Below are 22,654 nucleotides of genomic sequence, written 5' to 3'. Positions count from 1 at the left end.
CAAACTACTTTTTTCAGAAAATATAGAATTTTAAAAGAGAAAACAGGAATTATTTCAGATTTTTATGTTATTTTTAATAATATAATCGTATTTTTTTACGAAACAGGATTTTTTTAAGAAAGGCTGATTTGAATGAAATTATTATTAATTGATCGAGATCTTACGGAACTTTCGGGCATTCGTTGGTTTTTGCATACATACTTTCCAGGAGATTTATCAATTGAGATGTGCACAACTATTTCCGAGGCTGCAAAAAGCATTCAACAGTTTGTACCAGAAGTTATTTTATTAAATATCGACATGCTACCGAATAATCGTTTAACGGCTCTTTACGGGCTTTTACAAAAACACTCAGGCAAAATCCTTGCCATCACCACAGAGCCGTTATTTAAAAACGCATTAAAAGCAATAGATTTACAGGTGGCACATCTTTTTGTAAAACCAATTGATTTAGAAGTTTTAAAGCAAAAGCTTAGTGCTATATCGTTGCATACACCTCAAATCCCAAAAGCTAGTGCGGATGCGAAAGATGAATCTTTTTACTATCAATTATTTTTAGAGAACACAACTAACTCATTAACAACCGATATCCAGTTCACGATGATAGAACCTGAGTATCCAGAAACATTAAATAAATTGTTCATTTGGCTTCAACAAACACCGTTTTATTATCAAATGAGCATTTACCCGTTATCAGATACAATCATTTGCCTATTTCAAACAAGCGATTTGAAAATTATCGAAAAAGATATACGAACCTTGCTAAAGGAATGGCAAATGACGAATAACGGCGCTCTGAATATTGGCGTTTATGATGGTACGCCGACAACTTTAAAAGAAAAGTACGCATTAACAAAGCGAGCCCTACTGCAAAGCTTTTATGAAGGCTACGGCCATATTTTTTATGCAACGAAACAATACCAAACACACCCCCTCGACCCTTTACTAACACCAGAGGAGCAACAATTACTTATTAAAAGTTTAGAGGAAGGTAATATTGAAGCCGTAAAAGCGTTCTTATATCGCTTATCAAATGAAGGAATCTATTACGAGCAAGATGATTTGCGTATCCATCTTACCAGTGTATTGGCGCAAATCCGCCGATTTATGCTGAAATATAAACTGCATGAAAAAGCGGCTATCGAGCAAAATTATCGCCAACTTTTTCATTTGATTATTGAACACCCTATATTCTATACAATTCTCAATGGCATTATTTTATTCACACAGCGACTTATTGAATTAGCACGTGAAGCTCGAATGGAGAAGAAAGCGGACTATGTAGAATTAGCTTTAGAAATAATCGATTATCAATATCATAATCATGAACTATCCTTACCATTTATCGCGAATAAGTTAGGGATTAGCCCCAATTATTTAAGTACAATATTTTCACGGAAACAAGGTCAGCCATTTAAACGCTATTTGCAGCAAGTTCGTATTCAAAATTCAACTAAAATGCTTATTGAAACCGATTTTGCCATTAGTGAAATTGCACTGTTAAATGGCTTTGATGATCCGAATTATTTCAGCAAATTATTTAAACAACTCATAGGGACTACACCTAACCGCTATCGAAAGGAATGGAAAAATCAAGGAGGTATTACACAATCGTAATTTTCATTTAGGATACCCTATTTTCAATATCAATATTAAATAAGAAGGATTTCCAATTATACTTTGTCTTTAAACTTGTATACTAGCAAATCACTTATTCCTTTAAAACAACCGTAAAAACTATAAAAACAGTGAAAATATTCTAAAAAACTATGTATATCGGTTGAAAGCTATGCATATATTTATAGTTTATACATTGCTATATAAATTCTTTAACAATAATTATTATAATGTACTAGCAATTCTATTTTATATTTGTTATAGTTATTTACGAGGAGTTTGACTCACAATATTTTTCAGGAGGTAAACTAATATGACAAACGCAAATGATCGTAGCCGTCGTTTCACAACAGCAGGTGGTGCTCCAGTAGTAAGCAACCACGACTCTATGTCTGCAGGTCCTCGTGGTCCTCTTTTACTTCAAGATGTATGGTTAGTTGAAAAATTAGCAAACTTCAACCGTGAAGTTATTCCGGAGCGCCGTATGCATGCTAAAGGTTCAGGAGCATTCGGTACATTCACTGTGACACATGATATTTCTCAATATACGAAAGCTAAAATCTTCTCTGAAGTTGGGAAGAAAACACCAATGTTCGCTCGTTTCTCAACTGTAGCGGGAGAACGCGGTGCTGCAGATGCAGAGCGCGATATTCGAGGCTTTGCATTGAAATTCTATACAGAAGAAGGTAACTGGGATTTAGTCGGTAATAACACGCCTGTATTCTTCTTCCGTGATCCGTTACACTTTACAGATTTAAACCACGTAGTAAAACGCGATCCACGCACAAATATGAAAAACGCAAACTCCAACTGGGATTTCTGGACTTTATTACCAGAAGCGTTACACCAAATTACAATTGTTATGTCTGACCGCGGTATTCCAACAGGATATCGTAACATGCATGGTTTCGGCTCACACACTTACAGCTTCATCAATGCACAAAATGAGCGTGTATGGGTGAAATTCCATTTCCGTACAGAGCAAGGCATTAAAAACTTAACAGGTGCTGAAGCAGCTGAAATTATCGGTAAAGACCGCGAATCTTCACAACGTGACTTGTACGAAGCTATCGAACGAGGCGATTTCCCAAAATGGAAAATGTACATTCAAGTTATGACAGAAGAACAAGCGCGTGAATTACCTTATAACCCATTCGACTTAACAAAAGTTTGGTACAAAAAAGACTTCCCACTAATTCCAGTTGGCGAATTCGAGTTAAATAAAAACCCTGATAACTACTTTGCAGAAGTAGAACAATCATCGTTTGCACCATCTAACATTGTGCCTGGTATCAGCTACTCTCCAGACAAAATGTTACAAGCTCGTATTTTTGCATACGCAGATGCAGCTCGCTATCGCTTAGGTGTAAACCACCACAGCTTACCTGTAAACGCACCAAAATGCCCATTCCGCACATTCCACCGCGATGGCGCTATGCGTTTTGACGGCAATCTCGGTTCTACATTAAGCTATGAACCAAACAGCTATGGTGAATGGGAGCACAACTTAGACTATAAAGAGCCACCATTACGTATTGATGGTCATGCTGATATCCACGACTTCCGAGAAGATGACAATAACTACTTCGAACAACCAGGTAAATTATTCCGTCTGTTATCTGCGGAAGAGCAACAACGCTTATTCGAAAATACAGCAAATGATATGGCTTCAGTTGAAGAATTCATCAAACGTCGCCACATCTTACACTGCTATTTAGCTGACCCTGCATATGGTGAGGGTGTAGCGAAAGCAATGGGTCTATCATTAGAAGGCATGGATCTCTCAAATCCGTATGTAAAAAAAGAAGTAAAACAAGTAGCAAACATCTAATATTCCCCTGTATTGATATCCAATAAACTTGCTGTCATTGGCAAGTAGACAAAAGGTAGCGAGAATGCATTTCTCGATGCCTTTTGTCATTTTTACTTCGTTATTTTACTAGTCCCAATAAGTTTTATAACAAGTAGCTGCAGTGGAAGACTATCGTACATATTTCAATCTTCCTTCGTTCAAAAGCTTTCGCATCTGTCACTTAGACTATCATTACCGTTTACTATTCAGTAGATTGGCGCAAGCTGCCTCAACTGACTTAAAGGTAACTTCCCCACTCACTGAAAAAATAATATGCAGTGGAATTCAATTTTTTATTGTTTCCTTTTACTATGTATATCTCTCATCGTCATATAGGTGTTCTTGTATACCATTTATATGAAAATTTCCAACTTTGTACTGTTCTTATTCCTAATGTCGCTAAAATTTTTTGGGCATTGATACGTGACAACTATTACAAACAAAACTGGAATGGAGGAAAAAAGATGTCGATTCGAATGAAACTATATATTGGATTTAGTACAATCATTCTTTTATTACTAACTATTTCCTCAATCGCTTACTACCAACTGAATCACATTAATAATTTAAATAAAGACTTATTTGAAAACCGTGTTTATAAGCTTATTCAAGTCGATAAAATTGTCATTGCCTCTTCAATGCAGAGCAACTATCTTCGTTCATATATTCTTGAACCCAATGAAGCAACCATTAAAAACCTCGAGGAACAAGAAAAGTTGATTCAAGACAAGGTGGAAGAGCTAGATAGCTTATTCACTTCCGAAACGACACAAAAGCAAATGGAAGTTATTAAAGCCAATCAAGCGATTTTTGAAAAAGCAGTACTGGAGATTATTAATACATACAGTCCCGATAATTTACAACCTGCCATTGATATTCTTCGAACAAAAGCAAGCCCTGCTGCTGCTGCAATCCAACAAGCCGCACATGAAATTGCATTTTACGAGGAAAGACAAGTACAGTTAGCACGTGCTGAGTCGTCAAAAGTGGAAACAATAAGCTCATCGACTATCTTAATTCTCGCTGCCTTTTCCACAAGTTTAGCCTTTCTCATCGCATTCATTATGACAAGGATTATTACAAAGCCTGTCAATCGCCTAGCTAAGGCAGCAAATATCATTGCTACCGGTGATTTACGTCAAGAGGATGTGAAAGTAAAGACAAAAGATGAGATTCGAAAGTTAGCCGATTCATTTAATGTAATGAAAGCAAATTTGCGCTCTCTCATTGACAATATAGCGATAAATGTAGAACATACTACTACAAGTGCAGGAGAATTAGCCGCAAGTACTGACGACGTTACTTCTTCTTCAACTGACGTTGCTAAACGCGTAGAATTAATGGCTCGAGGCGGTAGTCAGGCTGTCGTGACAGGGCAAGAAACTGCTATGGCTATGGACGAAACTGCACGTGGAGTCCAGCGCATCGCTGAAGCCACACAGATGCTTCATTCGAAAGCGCTTGATACACAAAGCGTTGCGACTAATGGTGAAAAGATGTTGCAAAAGACCGAAAATCAAATGATGGTTATTCAACAATCTTCAGATAAGACAAATGCGCTTATTAAACAGTTAAGTACGCAATCGACTGAAATTGAAAATATAACGAAAGTCATTACTGAAATTACCGATCAGACCAACCTGCTGGCTTTGAATGCTGCCATCGAAGCAGTGCGTGCTGGCGAACATGGGCAAGGATTTGCCGTCGTTGCAGATGAAGTACGTAAATTAGCAGAGGAATCCAAAATATCAGCCAACCAAATCATTAACTTAATTAATGATATTCAGCAAAATACATTGGAAGTCGAAAAAGCGGTGAGCGTTACAGTACAAAATATTGATGAAGGTGTTTCTTACATTCAACATGCGCAAAACGCCTTTAATGGCATTATGGGCGCAATTGAAGATATGGCATCCGAAATAGAAGACGTTTCTGCTTCTACTCAACAAATTTCTGCAAGTACTGAAGAGGTTGCTGCATCTGTCAATGAAATGTCTGCGGTAGCAAAAAACGTGGCAGAACAATCCGAAACGATTTCAAGCGCAATTGAAGAACAAACATCCACCATCCAAGAAATGAATGCTGTTGCACAATCTTTAAACGACGGGGCTACCACCCTTCAAGCACATATAAATAAATTTAAAGTCTAAAAAGCTACGACAAAAAAGTGTTAGATTGATTGCAGTCAATCTAACACTTTTTGCTACTATGGTGAATCAGATGTTGTCTACGGTTTATCGGTTATTTCTTTTGTTATTGATACAATTGGCTACCAGCTTTTTTAAACTCTTGAGCCTTTTCCTTCATTCCTTGATGGATAGCTTCTGTCGTATTTAAATCTTTTTCTTTAGCATAGTTACGAATATCTTGAGAAATTCTCATACTGCAAAACTTAGGGCCACACATTGAGCAGAAATGGGCTGTTTTTGCTCCCTCTGCAGGTAATGTTTCATCGTGATATTCTACTGCTCGTTCTGGGTCTAGTGATAAGTTAAACTGATCGCGCCAGCGGAACTCAAATCGCGCTTTGGATAGCGCATCATCTCTTTGTTGTGCCCCAGGGTGCCCTTTCGCTAAGTCAGCCGCGTGTGCCGCAATTTTATAGGTAATGACCCCTACACGAACATCTTCTCGATTTGGTAAGCCTAAATGTTCTTTCGGTGTCACATAACATAGCATCGCTGTGCCAAACCAGCCAATCATCGCTGCGCCAATGGCAGATGTAATATGGTCATAGCCTGGCGCGATATCCGTTGTAAGAGGCCCCAATGTGTAAAAAGGTGCTTCTTTGCAAACTTCCAATTGTTTGTCCATATTTTCTTTAATGAGATGCATCGGTACGTGCCCAGGTCCCTCTACCATTACTTGTACATCATGTTTCCATGCAATTTGCGTTAACTCTCCTAACGTATCAAGCTCCGCAAACTGTGCCTCATCATTGGCATCAGCAATTGAGCCTGGGCGTAAACCATCCCCTAATGAAAAAGCAACATCATACGTTTTCATAATTTCACAAATTTCTTCAAAATGGGTATATAAGAAGTTTTCTTGGTGATGGAACAGACACCATTGAGCCATAATCGAACCACCACGCGACACAATGCCCGTTACGCGATTAGCTGTGAGTGGTACATAACGAAGCAACACGCCTGCGTGAATCGTAAAGTAATCCACCCCTTGTTCCGCTTGCTCGATCAACGTATCACGATACACTTCCCATGTTAAATCCTCCGCTACACCATTGACCTTTTCAAGTGCCTGATAAATTGGCACAGTTCCTACAGGTACAGCCGCATTACGAATAATCCATTCGCGGGTTGTATGAATATGCTTGCCAGTAGATAGATCCATTATATTATCTGCGCCCCATCGTGTAGCCCATGTCATTTTTTCAACTTCCTCTGCTATAGAGGAGGAAACAGCCGAATTACCAATATTGGCATTAATTTTGACATGAAAGTTTCGGCCAATAATCATCGGCTCTGCCTCTGGATGATTAATATTAGATGGCATAATGGCACGTCCTGCAGCAATTTCTGCACGTACAAATTCTGGTTCAACATGTTCACGAATCGCTACAAATTCCATTTCCGGGGTAATAATTCCTTGTCTCGCATAATGCAGTTGTGTCACGTTGCAGCCTTTTTTCGCACGTAATGGTTTTCGGGAAAGCTCCGGGAAAACATTTTCCTTCATACGTGGATCATCTGCTTTGCGGAAACCATTATCCTCTGGTTTAATCGTACGCCCTTCGTACTCCTCTACATCTCCACGTTCTTTAATCCACGCACTACGCAATGCTGGTAAACCTTTTGTAATATCTACTTTGTAAGTTGGGTCCGTATAAGGACCGCTCGTATCATAAACACGCACTGGTGCATTATTCTCTTCTCCAAAACTACCTGTTGTTGGGCTTAGCTGAATTTCACGCATCGGTACTAAAATATCTGGGCGTGTTCCTTCTACATATACTTTTTTGCTTCCGTCAAAACTTGTCATAATGGCAATGTTCTTTTCGCTAACTGTTGTCATATAGTATTCCGCTCCCTTTTCCATAAATGTTTAAAAAGGACCGAATCTAGCTCACGCCAATAGGTAGCATTACAAATAAAAAGCCGAATCCAAAAATATTGGATCCGGCTGTACATGTAAGGTTTATTTATCGCAAAAAATTCTAGGAGTGCGATGTTCATTAACTTTCCCACGCTGGTATGAGCCAGATCAGGTCCAAAGGGTCAAGAAACCTCTATGCGTTTCCCTCTCAGCCCGACTCATCGGACTCCCCTAGTTATAGCTATTCAGTTTGATGATAGTGTAACAGATTTTTCTAATAGATGGAAGTTATAATTAGATTTATCTTGCTATTATCCTCGAGTAATTACGTAAATAGCAGTTCTGCTAGATAAATGACAATTGTTACTGTAAGACAGCTAACAATTGTTGAAAAAAGAACCGTTTGCGCAGCAGTTGCCGACTCAACATCATATTCTAATGCCAAGCTTGAGCTATTACGTGAGGTCGGAAAAGCACTTGCAATGAAAAGTGACTGGGCGACAACACCATCTAAACCGAGGACAAAAATAATAAGCAATGCAACAGCTGGACCTACTACTAGACGTGTAATGCAGCTAACAAACACCGTTTTATTAAACATGGATTTGATTTCAAGCTGTGATAGTTGTGCACCCAGTGTAATAAGAGCTACAGCAATAAAGCCATCTGCTACGTGGTCAATAGGAATACGGATAAATTGTGGAATGCCAATATTAAAGAAATTCATTGCCACGCCTATTATAAGGGCATGAATAATGGGCATTTTCAGGAAGTCCTTTATGATTGCCATCCCTGATTTAGTCGACGAGATTAAATTATATAAACCATATGTATAAGTCGTCATATTTTGAAAAATAACGAGAATCACTTGAATTGCCACCCCAATTGGCTGCGTTGCGAAAATCATTTGTGCTACTGGAATACCATAGTTGCCAGAGTTAATAAGGACAACACTATTTTTAAAAACTGCCGTCTCTGTTTTCGCTAGTCCAAGCCCCTTCGCTAAAAAATGACTAAGCACCATTTGACTGCCGATAAAGAGCACAATAAATAATGCCACTTCCCCTAGCACTGATAACTCCACACTTGTTTCATATAAATTCACAAATACAGCAGCTGGCATAAAACAATACGTAATAAGCTGAGATAATGCTTTCAAATTAAAAGAAAATTTCTTTTGTAAAAATGCACCAAGTACAAGCAACACTAAAATAGGGGCAACTATTTTAAAGAAAATCATACCGAGATACATCATGGAGGTGACCCCCTTTCATCTCTTTCTATAGTAAAACTGTTCACAACATGGGTCAATGCTCCGCCGCTAGTATAAGTTTACATAAAAAAGGACTGTCCCTTGCTAGGACAGCTCCTTTTTATGTTTGTAGGTTTTTGCTCTGCTTCGCGGGGAAACCTCCTTGCTCCGCGGGTAAACTCCTTGCCCCGCGGGTAAACCTCTATGCTTCGCGGGGAAACCTCCCTGCTTCGCGGGGAAACCTCCTTGCTTCGCGGGTAAATCTCCTTGCTTCGCGGGTAAACCTCTATGCTCCGCGGATAAATCACCCTGCTCCGCGGGGAAATCTCTTTGCTCCACGGGTATCACCCTGCTTCGCGGGTAAATCTCCTTGCTTCGCGGGTAAACCTCCTTGCTTCGCGGGTAAATCTCCTTGCTTCGCGGGTAAACCTCTATGCTCCGCGGATAAATCACCCTGCTCCGCGGGGAAATCTCTTTGCTCCACGGGTATCACCCTGCTTCGCGGGTAAATCTCCTTGCTCCGCGGGGAAATCTCCTTGCTCCGCGGGGAAATCTCCTTGCTCCGCGGGGAAACCTCCTTGCTCCGCGGGGAAATCTCCTTGCTCCGCGGGGAAATCTCCTTGCTCCGCGGGGAAATCTCCTTGCTCCGCGGGGAAATCTCCTTGCTTCGCGGGTAAACCTCCTTGCTCCGCGGGGAAATCTCTCTGCTCCGCGGGAAATCTCCTTGCTTCGCGGGTAAATCTCCCTGCTCCGCGGGGAAATCTCCTTGCTCCGCGGGTAAATCTCTCTGCTCCGCGGGTAAATCTCTCTGCTCCGCGGGTAAACCTCCCTGCTTCGCGAGTAAACCTCCCTGCTTCGCGGGTAAACCTCTATGCCCCGCGGTAAATCTCCTTGCTCCGCGGGTAAATCTCCTTGCTCCGCGGGGAAATCTCCTTGCTCCGCGGGGAAATCTCTCTGCTTCGCGGGGAAATCTCTCTGCTCCACAGGGAAATCTCTCAACCCTGCAGGTAAACCCTCTCTACTTTGCGTGTATCTCCATCTCGCTTTATTTAGCAAGTTTAAATCGATTCACGACCTCTTGGAGTTCTTTAGAAATTTGGTTCATGTTGTTGATAGATTCTGCGACTTTTTCCATTTCTGCTTGTTGGTCTGCGGCTGATGCACTCACCTGTTCTGCTGAAGCAGCAGTTTCCTCTGAAACAGCGGAAATACTTTGAATCGCCGTAATGGCTTGGTCTTTTTGCTCCAACATTTGTGAAAGCTCTGACAGTAGTTCGTTAATTGCTGTTGCAATTGATTGAGATAGCTCGTTATTATCTTTAAAAGCTAACTCTGTATTTTGTACCGATTCATTTTGCGCTTGCATTAAGCTTGCATTGGAAGCAATAACGGATACCGTTTGCTTTGAATCTGCTAGGATGCTAGAGACCGTTTGTTTAATGACTTCTGTTTCGTTTTTAGACTGCTCTGCCAGTTTACGCACTTCCTCTGCTACTACTGCAAAGCCTTTCCCATGTTCTCCCGCTCGAGCAGCTTCTATACTTGCATTCAGTGCTAATAGATTCGTTTGCTCTGTTATTCCTTGAATAGATGCAATAATTTGATTGATATTGTTAATATTGCTAGACAAAGATTCCATTTGACGTTGGATACGTCCATTCATTTCATTCGTTTCCGCATTTCGGTCACGTAAACTTTCCACTTCTTTCATGCCCTGTTCTGTAGAAGTTTGTGTTTTGATTGACAGCTCGTCCATTTGCTTTGACAGCCTTGTAATGGCGTCAATTTGGTCAGATAAGTCAATCATTCGATAATTCGTTTCTTCTGTATCCTCTGATTGTTTTGATGCACCTTGCGCTATTTCGTTAATTGCGACAGATACTTCTTGACTTGATGCTACAATTTCATTAAAGGCTTCATGAACATGGTCCGATGATTGATTGAGCAATGTTGAAGAATTTAATACCGTATGTATGGCATCATTCGTCTTATCCAGCATATTATTATAAGCTAATGCAACAGCGCCAATTTCATCGGATTTTATAAATTTATCATCTATCTTTTTCGTTAAATCGCCTTCTGCTGCTGTTTCAATCGATGTACGTAAAACCTTTAAAGGCTTCAACTGCTTATATATAAACATTGCACTAGCAGCGGCCATTAAAATTACCATAATAATTGCTGATACAATCGTGAAAACAAGGATTTTATTATACGTTTCTAATATTTTGGAATTAGGTAAAACTAATTGCACTGACCATACCTCATCAATATTTTCTAACATCATTGGAGCAAAAGCATTAAATGATTTTTCTCCAAGCTGCTTAGAGTCTACATAAAGACTGTCCGGTTTTCCTTCATCCATAGATTGTCTAATGCTTGCCCAATCAACTGCATCCTGCATATTCGTCCCATCTAGCTTTTCGTTAATACTATTGACTGTTAACATACCTTGATCTGTAATAATGCCTGCATAACCACCATCAGGCTGAATAGAGTCAGCTAACTCCTTTAAAAAGTCGATAGATAAGTCTGCCGTTAACACGCCAAAATATGTACCTGATGCGTTATACAGTGGCACAGAAATAGTCGTCATCGAGATAGTTTTACCGTTCACATTATAATCATATGGCTCTGTTAATACAGCACGCCCTTCTCCTTTTGGAATCCGATACCAAGCATCTTCGGCTTTCGGATCGTCAATTCCTTCTATAGGGTCTGTGTTGATTTGGTTGCCATCTTTAGTTAGATAAGGAATAAAGCGATTTTTCACATCAATTAATGCCGTATCAGTAGTTGGTCCAACTTTTACTGCACCATTCTCTATAACGGCCCCTACACCAAGTAAATCATCATTATTCGTTAAATTCGTATTCAGTATATCCATTACACTTTCTGTCGAAAGCGCATCATTTTTTTCCATTGCTTCAACAATACGTTTTGTTGTTTGTAATGTATCATTAGCTTTTTTAAACCGTTCGCTCATTTTTGCAGCAGATAACTCCGCATTTTGCAGCGTTGCCTTCTCTGAATCATCAACACTTTGAGTATGCAGAGTAGCGCTAGTTACCAATGTATAAGCAACAAATAATACTAAAAATACACCTAAAATTAAAGAAGTGAGCTTTAATGCAATACTTTTGGATTTTTTCATTACAAACACCTCCATTTTTATAAAATAATCATAATGTATCATTGGTAGTATAACAATAAAAGTTTCACTGAATTTACCAAGCAACGCAAAGTTTTCAATTAATACAGTCTGTTTACAATCATATTTGTCATAAATAAGACGTATTGAGCTTAAAAAAACATCGGACCTTTTTACCTATTCAGCTAAAATATGCATAAAAAATCCTTAAGCTATGATAAAATTAAGTATAAAATATAGGAGGTTTGCCCATATGAAACACAAAAGAAACCTAGCCTTGCTTGCACTAGTAGCAGTACCTTCACTTATCTATTCAACACCTATAACGTCTGCCTCAGCTGCTGATCATTCGGCACATGCCAAGACTGCTTACATATATAATAATTACTATAATTCTAATGTTAACAACGTTATCCAGTTGATCTCCAATATTAATGATACATCCTTCTCGTTTCAGCCATACTTAGAAGCTGCACTAAAGGCATACAATGCGTTAACAGAAACTGAAAAGCAATATGTAACGAATTATGGGACACTATCCAATCATCAACAAACAAGAGTAAGTTATCGCCGACTAGCTGCACAAATAGAAGAAAAATTAGCTTCCGTTGACTCTACTTCTGTTAACTATTATCAAAATGTAATTGAAACGAGAGATTGGTACAATAGGTTAAATGCTGCGCAAAAAACCTTTGTAAGTGACGCAACACAAAAAATACTGACGTCAACAATTACACCTAATACTTCTGTTGATAAAGTTGTTAATAAAATTCAATTGTTAAACTCTTCTCGACTTAGCTTCCATAAAGATGTGGCAGAAGCACGGGCTGAGTATAATGCATTGCGAAAATTCTCCAATGTTGTTTTACCTGCAGGGATTGAAAAACAATTATTAGATGCCGAACAAGTCGTTCAATTGGATAAATCCGCAGCGAAGCAAGTAGAAAATGCCATTGCTGCCTTATCGCCAAAAACGTCTACAACACAGGATGTCCAAGCAGCAAAAAACGCTTTTGAAGCATTAACACCCGTACAACAACAGCTTGTTCCAAACGTTTGGAAATTAGTCGACTTTGTAAAAGGGAAATATAAACTACCTGAAAATGACCAGTCAATCACTACACCAACATTGTCAGACTCGGCAGCAGTACCAGGTAAAAATACACTAATGTCTAAAAGTAGAAAAAACACATATAAAGCAAAAATTAATGTTGCGGATTCTGAAAATACAAATGAACGTTTTGTTTTAACAACGAAAGCTAATATGGTCTTAATCATCCCACCGCTCAATACACTTGTTAATAAGGATTCGGGCGTAATGGATGTTCAGCTGACAAGAAACTTAAATCGCATTACTTTCCAAGCAGTATTAAATAATAAACCTGTTAAATTTGATGCGAATATCGAAATCATTTTAGAAAATTTACCTGACAATGCTTCCATTGTTCAGCTCAATGAATTTGGTGACCAAGAGCCTGTTTCCTATACAGTCAATGGCAATCAATATATTATAGAAACTCAAACTTCTGGTACGTTCCAAATTATTAGAAACTAACTTATAGAAATCCCATACCCTGTCTTAGTGGTGTGGGATTTGTCATTTCAAATAAACCACAATTAAACATAAAGGGGCTGGGACATAACTAAAAAAATTTAAGAAACAGACGAAAGGTGTTCATAATTTTTTGCTATATGGAGACCTTAGCTATTCTTGCTTTTGTAATTAAAAAAATTAGAAGTGTTCACTAGTTGTTGGTAGCGAAGGCGGTGACTCCAGCGGGAACAGCACATAATGTTAGACGCAACAGACCGCGCGTTAGCGAGGGTTGCGGCTTACGGTGTGCCCGCGGAAAGCACCGCCGTAGCGGACAACAACGGCATAGCAAAAAAGTGTTAGATTGATGGCAGTCAATCTAACACTTTTTCTCTTATGTCCCAGCCTCTTTCTCTTTTTATATTTATTGTGTTCTAGGTTGAATTAATACATAATCTAAAGCTGCTGGATCTGTTGAAGCTTTTGCATACACAATATTTCCATATTTATCTTTCGTGAATAGATAAATTCGTTGATCTTTTTGGAATACGTTTGTTGAATTTGGATCACTACCTGTTTGAATCGCTGTGAAAGTCTTCGCAGAACTTGCATCAGAAGGCGCTGTAATCTTACCTTTACCATAGGAAACAATTGCTCCCCCAGGAATATACGTAAAGTTATTACTATCTGCTTTCGTAATAACATCCATAACATTATCAGGCGTTAGATCATATCCTTTGTTCAGTACAGCATAGTAATACTGTTGATCCCATGTAATATCGGCATTCAGATTCGCAACAACTTCAACTTTCTTAGAAATATTTAAATTACTTGGGAATTGCGTATCTGGTAATAATGTCGCAGAAGTAATTGTATTCTCTTTTGTAGGATATTTATATTCTGCTCGATCCTTACTAAATGTCCAACCGCCTTTATCTTTCGCTGCAGCATTGACACTAATATCGAAGCTTTCTTTTACTTCGGTATTAAACTTGATAATGAGCTTGCGAGATTCCCAATCATTTGTACCCGTAACATCTTTCCAGCTATGTGTGTAAGTTGGTGAAATAGGCGTTGTTGTACCTGGTTGTACTAATTTAAAATCAAATCCTGTATCAACAGCCTCTGAAAATGTTACTTCAAATGTTTTGCCATCAATTCGTTTATAGATTGGATCTTCTACCTTTGGTGGTGTCCCATCTGCAAAGAATGTATATTTCATAACACCCGTACCATTTGAACCAGGCGTTAGAGTTATAAGTTTATTTTGCTTCTCATCAAATGTGTAAACTTTTGATTCTGTCCCTTTTTGTACCATCGTGACATTATTATATCGGTCTTTTACTGCTACATATAGCTCATACTCTTGATGTGGCTCAAGCGTTAAAGAAATCTCATTGGTATCTTTACGCATGCTGCTCGTAATTCCCTTAGCCATTACTTCTTCAGGCGTTGTTGGTCCAGGCGTAGGATCGCCAACCTTTCGAAGGACGTAGTAATACGAACCATCCTCATCTGACATAAATTTAAAGGTTGCTTTCCGATCACCTTCCAATATTTTAATTGACGTATTGTCAATAACAGGAGGTGTACGGTCATCAATTACATGTTTTGTTTGAATATCCGAGACATTTCCTGAACGGTCTCTCAACACCATATAAATGGAATAGCTCTTAAACGGATCTAACGGCGGAATTGTATTAGGAAGCGGAACTGTTACCTTTTGTTTCCCTAATTGTGCTGGTTTATTGCCACCACTACCGATAATCGGGATATTTTTGCCCCCTACATTAAAATCTTTTGCATTTAGTTGTACAGCTTCGATTAATCGTAGACGGTCATCTCTTGTTAAATTTAAATCGGATTCCATAATTAAATAATGGTAGGTTCCCGCTTTTGTCGCATTAAATTCGACTAGTGTTTGGTCTTTAGCAGCGTTAATAGCAGGTTCTCCAATAATCGTTAAATATGGCCACTCACCATCTTTATGAATATATTCTGCAGTATTGCGTGGAACAGTATTCACTGGTGTATTGTTAATATTTTCGAATTCATTATCAGCAAGGTCTTTTACATTTGGAGATATCGTTACAACCAAGTTATCTCCATTAACGAAACCTGTTAAAGAAGGGATAGTGAACGTTAATCTTTTTTGAGCTTTATTATATACAACCTTTTCTGGTCGAATTGGCTTTTGTAATCCTTGATTGACAATACCTGTTCCCGTCAGTTCATAGTTTTCAACTTTTTCAGCTGCAATCGGATCTAACTCCTCACTGACCGTTACATAAAATTCATTTTTAATTTCATCTTGTAAAAAGAGCTCTCCACCCACAATATATGGAGGTAGATTGTCTAAAGCACCTGTTTTGAATTCTTTGATTGCTTCTTTTGGAATAGGATCAATTGAATTGTTCCCTGAATCATCCTTCATCACTACAAAAAGTTGATATTCTTGTTCAGGGTCTAATCCTGTCAGCAATCCGGAAATTCCTAATTTACCTGCAAGTGCCTTCCCTTTACCTGTTGGGTTACCTATTACATCTGCAGTTGTCGGATCGGCGGCAGTTGTCTTTTTACGTACATAGTAGAAGTATTCCCCAGGTTCACTCGCCGTAAATGTAAACTCCGCTCGTGTTCCACCATGTAGAGGGGTTACCGTTAGCGATTTTACCGATGGTGGCGATGAATCTTTCATTTGGAACGATTGCGATTTAATATCTGAAGCATTTTTCGCTCCGTCCACTACCATGACATAGACAACGTATTCTTTTTTCTCACCTAAATTAGAAATTTTGAACGTATTTTTACCGTTTACCGCTGCACCCGTGCCACTTGCAGCATTATCTGTAGAAATGCGATTAACCATTTCTCGTTTAGTTGGTACTTCTACGCCCTTTTCTCGCACAATATAGTAATACGTTCCTACTTTATCTGACGTAAACTCTACTTGAACATCGCTACCATTTAAGACCGTTAACTTGGTAATATCAATTAACGGTTTTGTTTTATCCGCTGGCTTTTGGTTATCAATATCATCTTTATCGATTGGTTTACCGTCAGGGTCAGTAATATTCCCCACATTATCTTTATCATTTAAGAAGTCATCAAAAATATTATTTGGTCCTTCGTCTTTTGGCAGAATTACTTTATCGATATATGTGTAATCACCGATATCAACCCAGCCATATGCATTATCTACATAAAGCGTGCCTACGCGACCATCAATATACAGTTGTAAATCGGTATAGCTATTGTAATTTATCCAGTCGATATTGCTATCTCCGTATATAGTAAGGGCTGTTTCTGTATCTAAATTTAACGTACCGATATTACCTTGGATTTCAAACTCACGTACGTTTCCAATAATATCAACACGCGGTAATTTTGTATTTGTTTCAATTTTTGTACCGCTTTGCGACACAACAAGTCGTGATACGGTACTATTGTAAAACTCAATGCTCTTTTCGACATTTTTCATTGTCACTTTGTCTTTTGACCAGTTTTCAAAAGGTTTGTTCTTATCTGGATTTTGATTGGAATCAGTCCAGTTTTGAAGATCGCCTGATGGGTTGCTATTAGAGCTTTCATCCTCTGGCTTATCTGGATTTGACCAGTTAATAAATGAAAAATTATTGCTTGCTACACGGCCAATTGCTAATGGCTTATAGTACGAAACATCTAAATGTAAAGGTGGACGAACTGTTTCATTTACTAACATTGTGCCAGTTAGCGTAACATTATCGAAATCAATATAGTTCCCATTGACAACGATTGTGCCACCAAACGATTTATAGTCACCGTCAAACTGTAACTTTCGAGAGCTTGTCCCGCTTGCATTCAACGTTAACTTTGCAACTGAATAAATAGATTTCCCTGAAATATCTCCCTCAATAAATGCACCCTTTAATACATCTGCATTGTATTCATTGAAAATATGTGAAAGGCTTTCAGGTACTGAATAAGGTTCAGAATTTATGTAAACAGTATCATCTTCAACACCAGTAATCTTATAAGTTGATACATTCCCCTTTTTCTCTTGGGAACGAACAATAAAAGAAGCAATTTGACCTCGAGTTACTGCATTGAACGGAGAAAATGTGACAGGTGTTGTTCCTTCTGTAATCTTTAAATCTACTAATGTTTGAATATAGTAAGCATTGCTTGTTTGGCTATTAATATCTTGGAAACTATGATTAAAATTCGATGCTACCTCGAATTTAAAGCCAAGCACTAAAATTTTGGCTAGTTGCCCGCGTGTAATGACTTCATTTGGCATAAATGTACCATTCGCATAACCAGACATAATGCCTGCATTTTGCAACGCCGCTACATACTTATAATATTCATTGCTCTTTGGTACGTCTCTAAAATAGGGATCTTCTACATTTTTTAAATCTAACTTTAAAACCGTAGCTAGCATTTTTGCTGCTTGACCACGTGTTACATTTTGATTTGGTCGGAATGTTTTATCTGCAAATCCACTAATTGCACCTTGAGCATATAGTTTTAAAATATTGTCATAGTGACTTGAATATTGGTTAATATCTACAAATGGTGAAGTAGCTGCTGCTACTTTTTGTGGTGGTGGTACGACAACAGCAATCCCGCTAGTAGCAAAAACAGTTGCGATCAGTGCTTTGTTCACTTTTTGGATTTTTGTTTTATCCATCTCACTCTTCCTTTCACATATAATTGATACGCACAAACTTCATTTTCATCATACCCTTTATATCGACAGGTAGATAGCGAACCTTCATAGTATTTCTAAAATAATGGAAGAAAGTATTGGCCAAATTAAAAAGCCAAGAAGCATCGGTGCTCTCTTGGCTTTAACAAAATATAGGCATACATCATATCATACTTGTTTTGTCATAAGGGAAAGGGGGATAACCTTAAGTCTTGTCAAGTTTGATCGAGAGATGTGTCCCGAGTTTACGTATCAATTTAGTAGTATGCGTTTGTCACACGAGGATGACTTATACTTAAGCTTGCCCAACTAATCGTCACATTAATCAAGTACCCTTAAATAAAAAATGTAAACATCTTTTTTATGAAAATTCTATCAGCGATTTCCTCCCATTATCAGCATTTCTACCAGCTTTCACTACCAGTGCGTGTCCTCCACCATCTAAATTCTAAATTTTTTTACTTTTATTGTTATTCTGACATATAATTTTCTGATAAATTAATTTATAATGAAAATTAACATAGTCAATCTAATTGTTCATCTGTTATAATACTGATTAAAATAAATAAAATCTGTATTAATACAGAATGGTATAAAACTTGCTTTTCACACTATGGGGATAATGAGAAAAGCGCTACCAATGCTTGTTAAACGACTGCATTGTAGCCTACACAAAAAGGGGTTGGAAGATTTGGGTATTTTAAAGGGGTTAAAAATTCTCGATTTTTCTGCATTACTACCAGGGCCAATGGCGACAATGATTTTTGCTGACCTAGGTGCGGAGGTTATTCATGTAGAATCCTCCAAACGTGTTGACTTAACGCGTATTATGCCTCCCTATGATGAAGATCATGAGGCATATATTCATCAACACTTGAATCGTTCTAAAAAGTCTCTTACATTGAATTTGAAAGCGCCTGAGGCTATAGAAATTGTAAAGACACTCGTACAAGAATATGACGTTATCATTGAAGGTTTTCGACCAGGGGTCATGCAAAGACTTGGTATCGGCTATGAAACGTTAAAAGAAGTGAATCCAAAATTGATTTATTGTGCAATTACAGGCTATGGTCAAACGGGTCCGTATAGCAACCGACCTGGGCATGATAATAATTATTTGGCACTAGCAGGAGTGCTCGATTACTCTCGTCATAAAGACAAAAAGCCCGTTTCTATGGGGATTCAGCTAGCAGATATTGCTGGCGGTACGATGCATGCTGCCATCGGGGTACTTGCTGCTGCACTGCACCGTGAAAAAACTGGAGAAGGCCAGTTTGTTGATATTAGTATGACCGATGCGGTATTTTCTCTTAACGCAATGTATGGCTCTGCCTATATCGGCGGTGGTCGTATACCACAACCTGAACAAGAAATTTTAAATGGCGGTAGCTACTATGATTTTTATAAAACAAAGGATGGTCGATTTTTCTCTGTGGGCAGTCTTGAGCCACAGTTTCGTAGGTTGCTCTGTGAAGCACTAGATATTCCTGAACTAATTGATAATACGTTTAATGATTCGTACTATACACAAATTCGCTTTAAAGAGGCTGTGCATGATGCCTTTTTATCGAAAACCTACAACGAATGGCTTGAAGTCTTTAATGAAGATTTTGAAGGTTGTGTCGAGCCAGTGTTAACTTTTCCAGAAGCATGCGAGCATCCACAATTACAAGCTCGTGGCATGATTGTGGAGATTCCGAAAAACGATGGTACGACGCAAAAACAAATTGCATCTGCTTTTAAATTTGATGGCGTCAATCCAGCGTACAAGCATGTTGGCGCAAAGCTTGGTGAACATAACGAAGAAGTACTTACATCACTTGGCTATAGTGCTGAACAAATCAACGCACTTCAAGAAAAAGGGGTTTTAGAGTAAGCAGTGCCAGGCACGCAAACAATTTAAAAAATTAAAAGAGTGTCCAATAAGTCATTGTTTGACTTCAATGGACACTCTTTTATCTATTGCACATACGCACGAATAAATATCCGTAATTGTTCGAAATGGTCTTCAACAAGTAAATATTTTTTATATACTTCGATTAATTTCTCAAATAGCTCAAATTGTTCCGTAACAAAAAGAATTTTTAATATATTAATCATATGCAATGAAGCGCTTTGAGCGACTAAATAATACGGGCTATCAGGTTGACGATAATGTTGGCGCCATTCTTCCACAGATAGTCCAATATGTTGTAATGAGTTATTAACATGAAGGGCAATATCCTTTTGCACAGATGCCTCAAGAGCGATTAATTGCTCTTTACTGTAGTCTTGCTGTACCAGTACGGCGTTTATTTTTTTATTGGATGCCAGTACATGTTCTTTTAAGAGCAGTAGCCCCTCTCCGTAACGTTCCATTCTGACATACGTATCTAGCAATACCGCATACAAATTTTCTAAATAATTAAGATGATAATTTTTAATAATGGCAGGCGGTGTTGGCTTTCGATTTGGCAGTAAATCCTTATATTCTAGCAAAATTTCGATAGCGTAGTTATTAAGCCGTTCATCTTCTAATAAATATTCGCCATACCGAAGAACATTGTCATAATCCCGTTCTTGATGCGCTATATGCAGTAAAATATAGGCAATTAAGACTTTTTCTTTCTCTGTTAATGCATACATAGAATAACGCCAATCAGCCTCAAATGAAGTAATTAAATCTTTAATATGTTGATATTGCCCCTCTGACAGCCGATAGTGGGTCACAATTTGATAAAGACGTAATTGTTTTTTCGCTAAACAGGAAGAATTGCATTTATCCACATAAGTTATGCACTTATCCAGATTTTTTCTGTAATTATACACAAAGTTATTCACATGTGTATAAGTAATTGCTGAAGATTGTTCAAAATGCCCCATAATTTCATAAATAAATGTGAATTGTTCTAATGGTTTGTGGATAAGCAGTGAATAAACTTTTTTCATAAACAGCCAATGCCAAAATAAATGATTTTCTTTATAAATCATATGCACAAAATAATCATTTTCAAATTTATATAAATAAATCGTTTGTAAGTCATCTTCGGGCAACTGTACCTGCCATCGCTTGCCAAACACAAGCCAAACTAAACGCTCCAAATCCATTGTATGCTGGGCAAAAAGTTGCTCAAAAAAGATTTCCTTCCCTTTTTGAGTGTAAAAAAAGGCATTCAGCCGTTCATTCACATATTTTGTATCAAGACCCTGCTTAGTAAAAAATAGTTGTAACGTCGTAGAAACACGCCCCCAATATTTTCGAGCTGTCGAAAATGCAATGTTCATCGCCGCTTCTTCATTCACTAAAAATAATTGTGGTGACAAAGCAGAACCTAATATTTTAGGATCAGCTTGTGATGTAATCTCAGCCTCTGCCCATTTTGAAAGTAATTTTTCGGCTCCGTTTTCGCCACTTTGTCTATATGTTATGAATAATTGTTCATCACAATCCAACAGCATACAACCAGAGCCCCCCATCAATTTCACGCAACAAAGATCTTCCCCTATCATGATATAATTCATTTTAAAATTATTTTCATTCTTTCTTCAATATAACAAATCCTATCCAACATATGCTATTAAGTTATGAGTAAGCACAGACAAAAGAGCTAAAGTGTTCATCAAGACAAACACTTTAGCTCTATTTAGTAACATTGATAAGCTTACAAAGCTCATTACATTTTATATTAAGGCAAATGAGCGCATCTGACAACTGCTCTTAAGTTGGTAGCCCAGTGCGTTGTCTTAGACGGCTCATTGCTGACGCTATTTTAAGTAACGTCCATTTATTAAATATTTAAAGTATATGTGTTTCAAAAGAACACTTTATACTTTACTTCGTAGGAATAGACGGACAATGAAACAAAATAGTTACACATTTTGATAAAAAATTTTTTTAAAAATTTGTTTACCAAAATTGTGGGTACTTTCTCGTTTGTCGCAAATTATTAATTAGCAAGCCAAAAATGACAATAATCACTGCCCCTATGAATACCGGCATTATTAAATAGCTCCAGCCGTAGCCACCTAAAATAATGATAATCGGGTTCGCTCCTGCCGGTGGATGTATCATCCCAGCAAGTGCCATAAAGAAAATAGTCAAACCGACTGCAAGGCTAATCGAAATCACGCTCGAACCTAATAATGAATACATCGCCACGCCGATAAAAGCTGAAATCATATGCCCACCTATAATATTTCGAGGTTGTGACAGCGGCGCATTCCATACGACAAATACCAGTACACAGCTCCCCCCAAGTGATGCCATTAACCAAGGTGTCCCTGTATAGTTTGTTAAACAAAGTAATACAAAGATGCATAGTAAGCCACCAGCAGCACCTGTTAGCGCATCCGCAAAATTAGTTCTAGAAGGAGCATGTCCACCTCCACTCATCTTAGCTAAATAGGCTTTAAAGCGATGATTTTTTACTTCTTTTTCTTGTAAACGTACAAAATCAGCCATAGTCACCATCCTAGAAATCAACTTTATATGAATTGTCATCCTATATACATGTAGAAGCTTTTTC

Annotated in this window: 11 protein-coding genes and 1 riboswitch; of the genes, 5 read left to right on the top strand and 6 right to left on the bottom strand. The window is 38.1% G+C overall.

The genetic code is table 11. From position 1 onward, the window contains the following. Positions 1-132: 132 nt before the first annotated feature. The 3 genes from MHH88_RS01360 (at position 133) to MHH88_RS01350 (ending at position 5,619) form a co-directional block, all read left to right on the top strand. The gene (locus MHH88_RS01360) at positions 133-1,617 is read left to right on the top strand and encodes a helix-turn-helix domain-containing protein (RefSeq protein WP_339261127.1); all 1,485 of its coding nucleotides are present in this window, start codon (positions 133-135) and stop codon (positions 1,615-1,617) included. Between the two features lie 313 nt (positions 1,618-1,930). Continuing rightward, a complete protein-coding gene (locus tag MHH88_RS01355; RefSeq protein WP_339261125.1) occupies positions 1,931-3,448 on the top strand; it encodes a catalase in 1,518 nt (505 codons plus the stop codon). 485 nt (positions 3,449-3,933) lie between these two features. Next, the gene (locus MHH88_RS01350; protein ID WP_339261123.1) at positions 3,934-5,619 is read left to right on the top strand and encodes a methyl-accepting chemotaxis protein; all 1,686 of its coding nucleotides are present in this window, start codon (positions 3,934-3,936) and stop codon (positions 5,617-5,619) included. Positions 5,620-5,722: 103 nt separating this feature from the next. On the opposite strand, the gene thiC is transcribed toward MHH88_RS01350, so the two are convergent. The 3 genes from thiC to MHH88_RS01335 form a co-directional block, all read right to left on the bottom strand. Beyond that, positions 5,723-7,501, bottom strand: a complete 1,779-nt coding sequence (gene thiC, locus MHH88_RS01345; protein WP_339261121.1) for a phosphomethylpyrimidine synthase ThiC — start codon at positions 7,499-7,501, stop codon at positions 5,723-5,725. Positions 7,502-7,650: 149 nt separating this feature from the next. Further along, a riboswitch (TPP riboswitch) is annotated at positions 7,651-7,765 on the bottom strand. A gap of 82 nt (positions 7,766-7,847) precedes the next feature. Next, on the bottom strand, positions 7,848-8,777 hold the full coding sequence (locus MHH88_RS01340) for an AEC family transporter (RefSeq protein WP_024360749.1): 930 nt from the start codon (positions 8,775-8,777) through the stop codon (positions 7,848-7,850). A gap of 1,042 nt (positions 8,778-9,819) precedes the next feature. After that, on the bottom strand, positions 9,820-11,928 hold the full coding sequence (locus MHH88_RS01335) for a methyl-accepting chemotaxis protein (protein ID WP_069508825.1): 2,109 nt from the start codon (positions 11,926-11,928) through the stop codon (positions 9,820-9,822). Positions 11,929-12,178: 250 nt separating this feature from the next. Between MHH88_RS01335 and MHH88_RS01330 the strand changes: the two genes are divergently transcribed. Next, positions 12,179-13,480, top strand: coding sequence for a hypothetical protein (locus MHH88_RS01330; RefSeq protein WP_339261117.1), 1,302 nt, complete (start codon positions 12,179-12,181; stop codon positions 13,478-13,480). A gap of 403 nt (positions 13,481-13,883) precedes the next feature. Here MHH88_RS01330 and MHH88_RS01325 read toward each other — a convergent pair whose 3' ends face one another. Beyond that, on the bottom strand, positions 13,884-18,131 hold the full coding sequence (locus MHH88_RS01325; RefSeq protein ID WP_339261115.1) for an S-layer homology domain-containing protein: 4,248 nt from the start codon (positions 18,129-18,131) through the stop codon (positions 13,884-13,886). Between the two features lie 709 nt (positions 18,132-18,840). Between MHH88_RS01325 and MHH88_RS01320 the strand changes: the two genes are divergently transcribed. Next, entirely contained in the window at positions 18,841-20,025 is a 1,185-nt protein-coding gene (locus MHH88_RS01320) for a CaiB/BaiF CoA-transferase family protein (RefSeq protein WP_069508820.1), read from the top strand. A gap of 83 nt (positions 20,026-20,108) precedes the next feature. Here MHH88_RS01320 and MHH88_RS01315 read toward each other — a convergent pair whose 3' ends face one another. Then, positions 20,109-21,650: a hypothetical protein gene (locus MHH88_RS01315; RefSeq protein WP_339261113.1), complete on the bottom strand. Its 1,542-nt coding sequence runs from the start codon at positions 21,648-21,650 to the stop codon at positions 20,109-20,111. 385 nt (positions 21,651-22,035) lie between these two features. Further along, positions 22,036-22,590 carry an HPP family protein gene (locus MHH88_RS01310; protein WP_069508816.1) on the bottom strand — a complete coding sequence of 185 codons (555 nt, stop codon included), beginning with the start codon at positions 22,588-22,590 and terminating at the stop codon, positions 22,036-22,038. Positions 22,591-22,654 lie beyond the last annotated feature (64 nt).

Source organism: Lysinibacillus sp. FSL K6-3209 (assembly GCF_037976175.1).
GTDB lineage: Bacteria > Bacillota > Bacilli > Bacillales_A > Planococcaceae > Lysinibacillus > Lysinibacillus sphaericus_D.
This window is presented reverse-complemented; position numbering and strand designations above follow the sequence as displayed.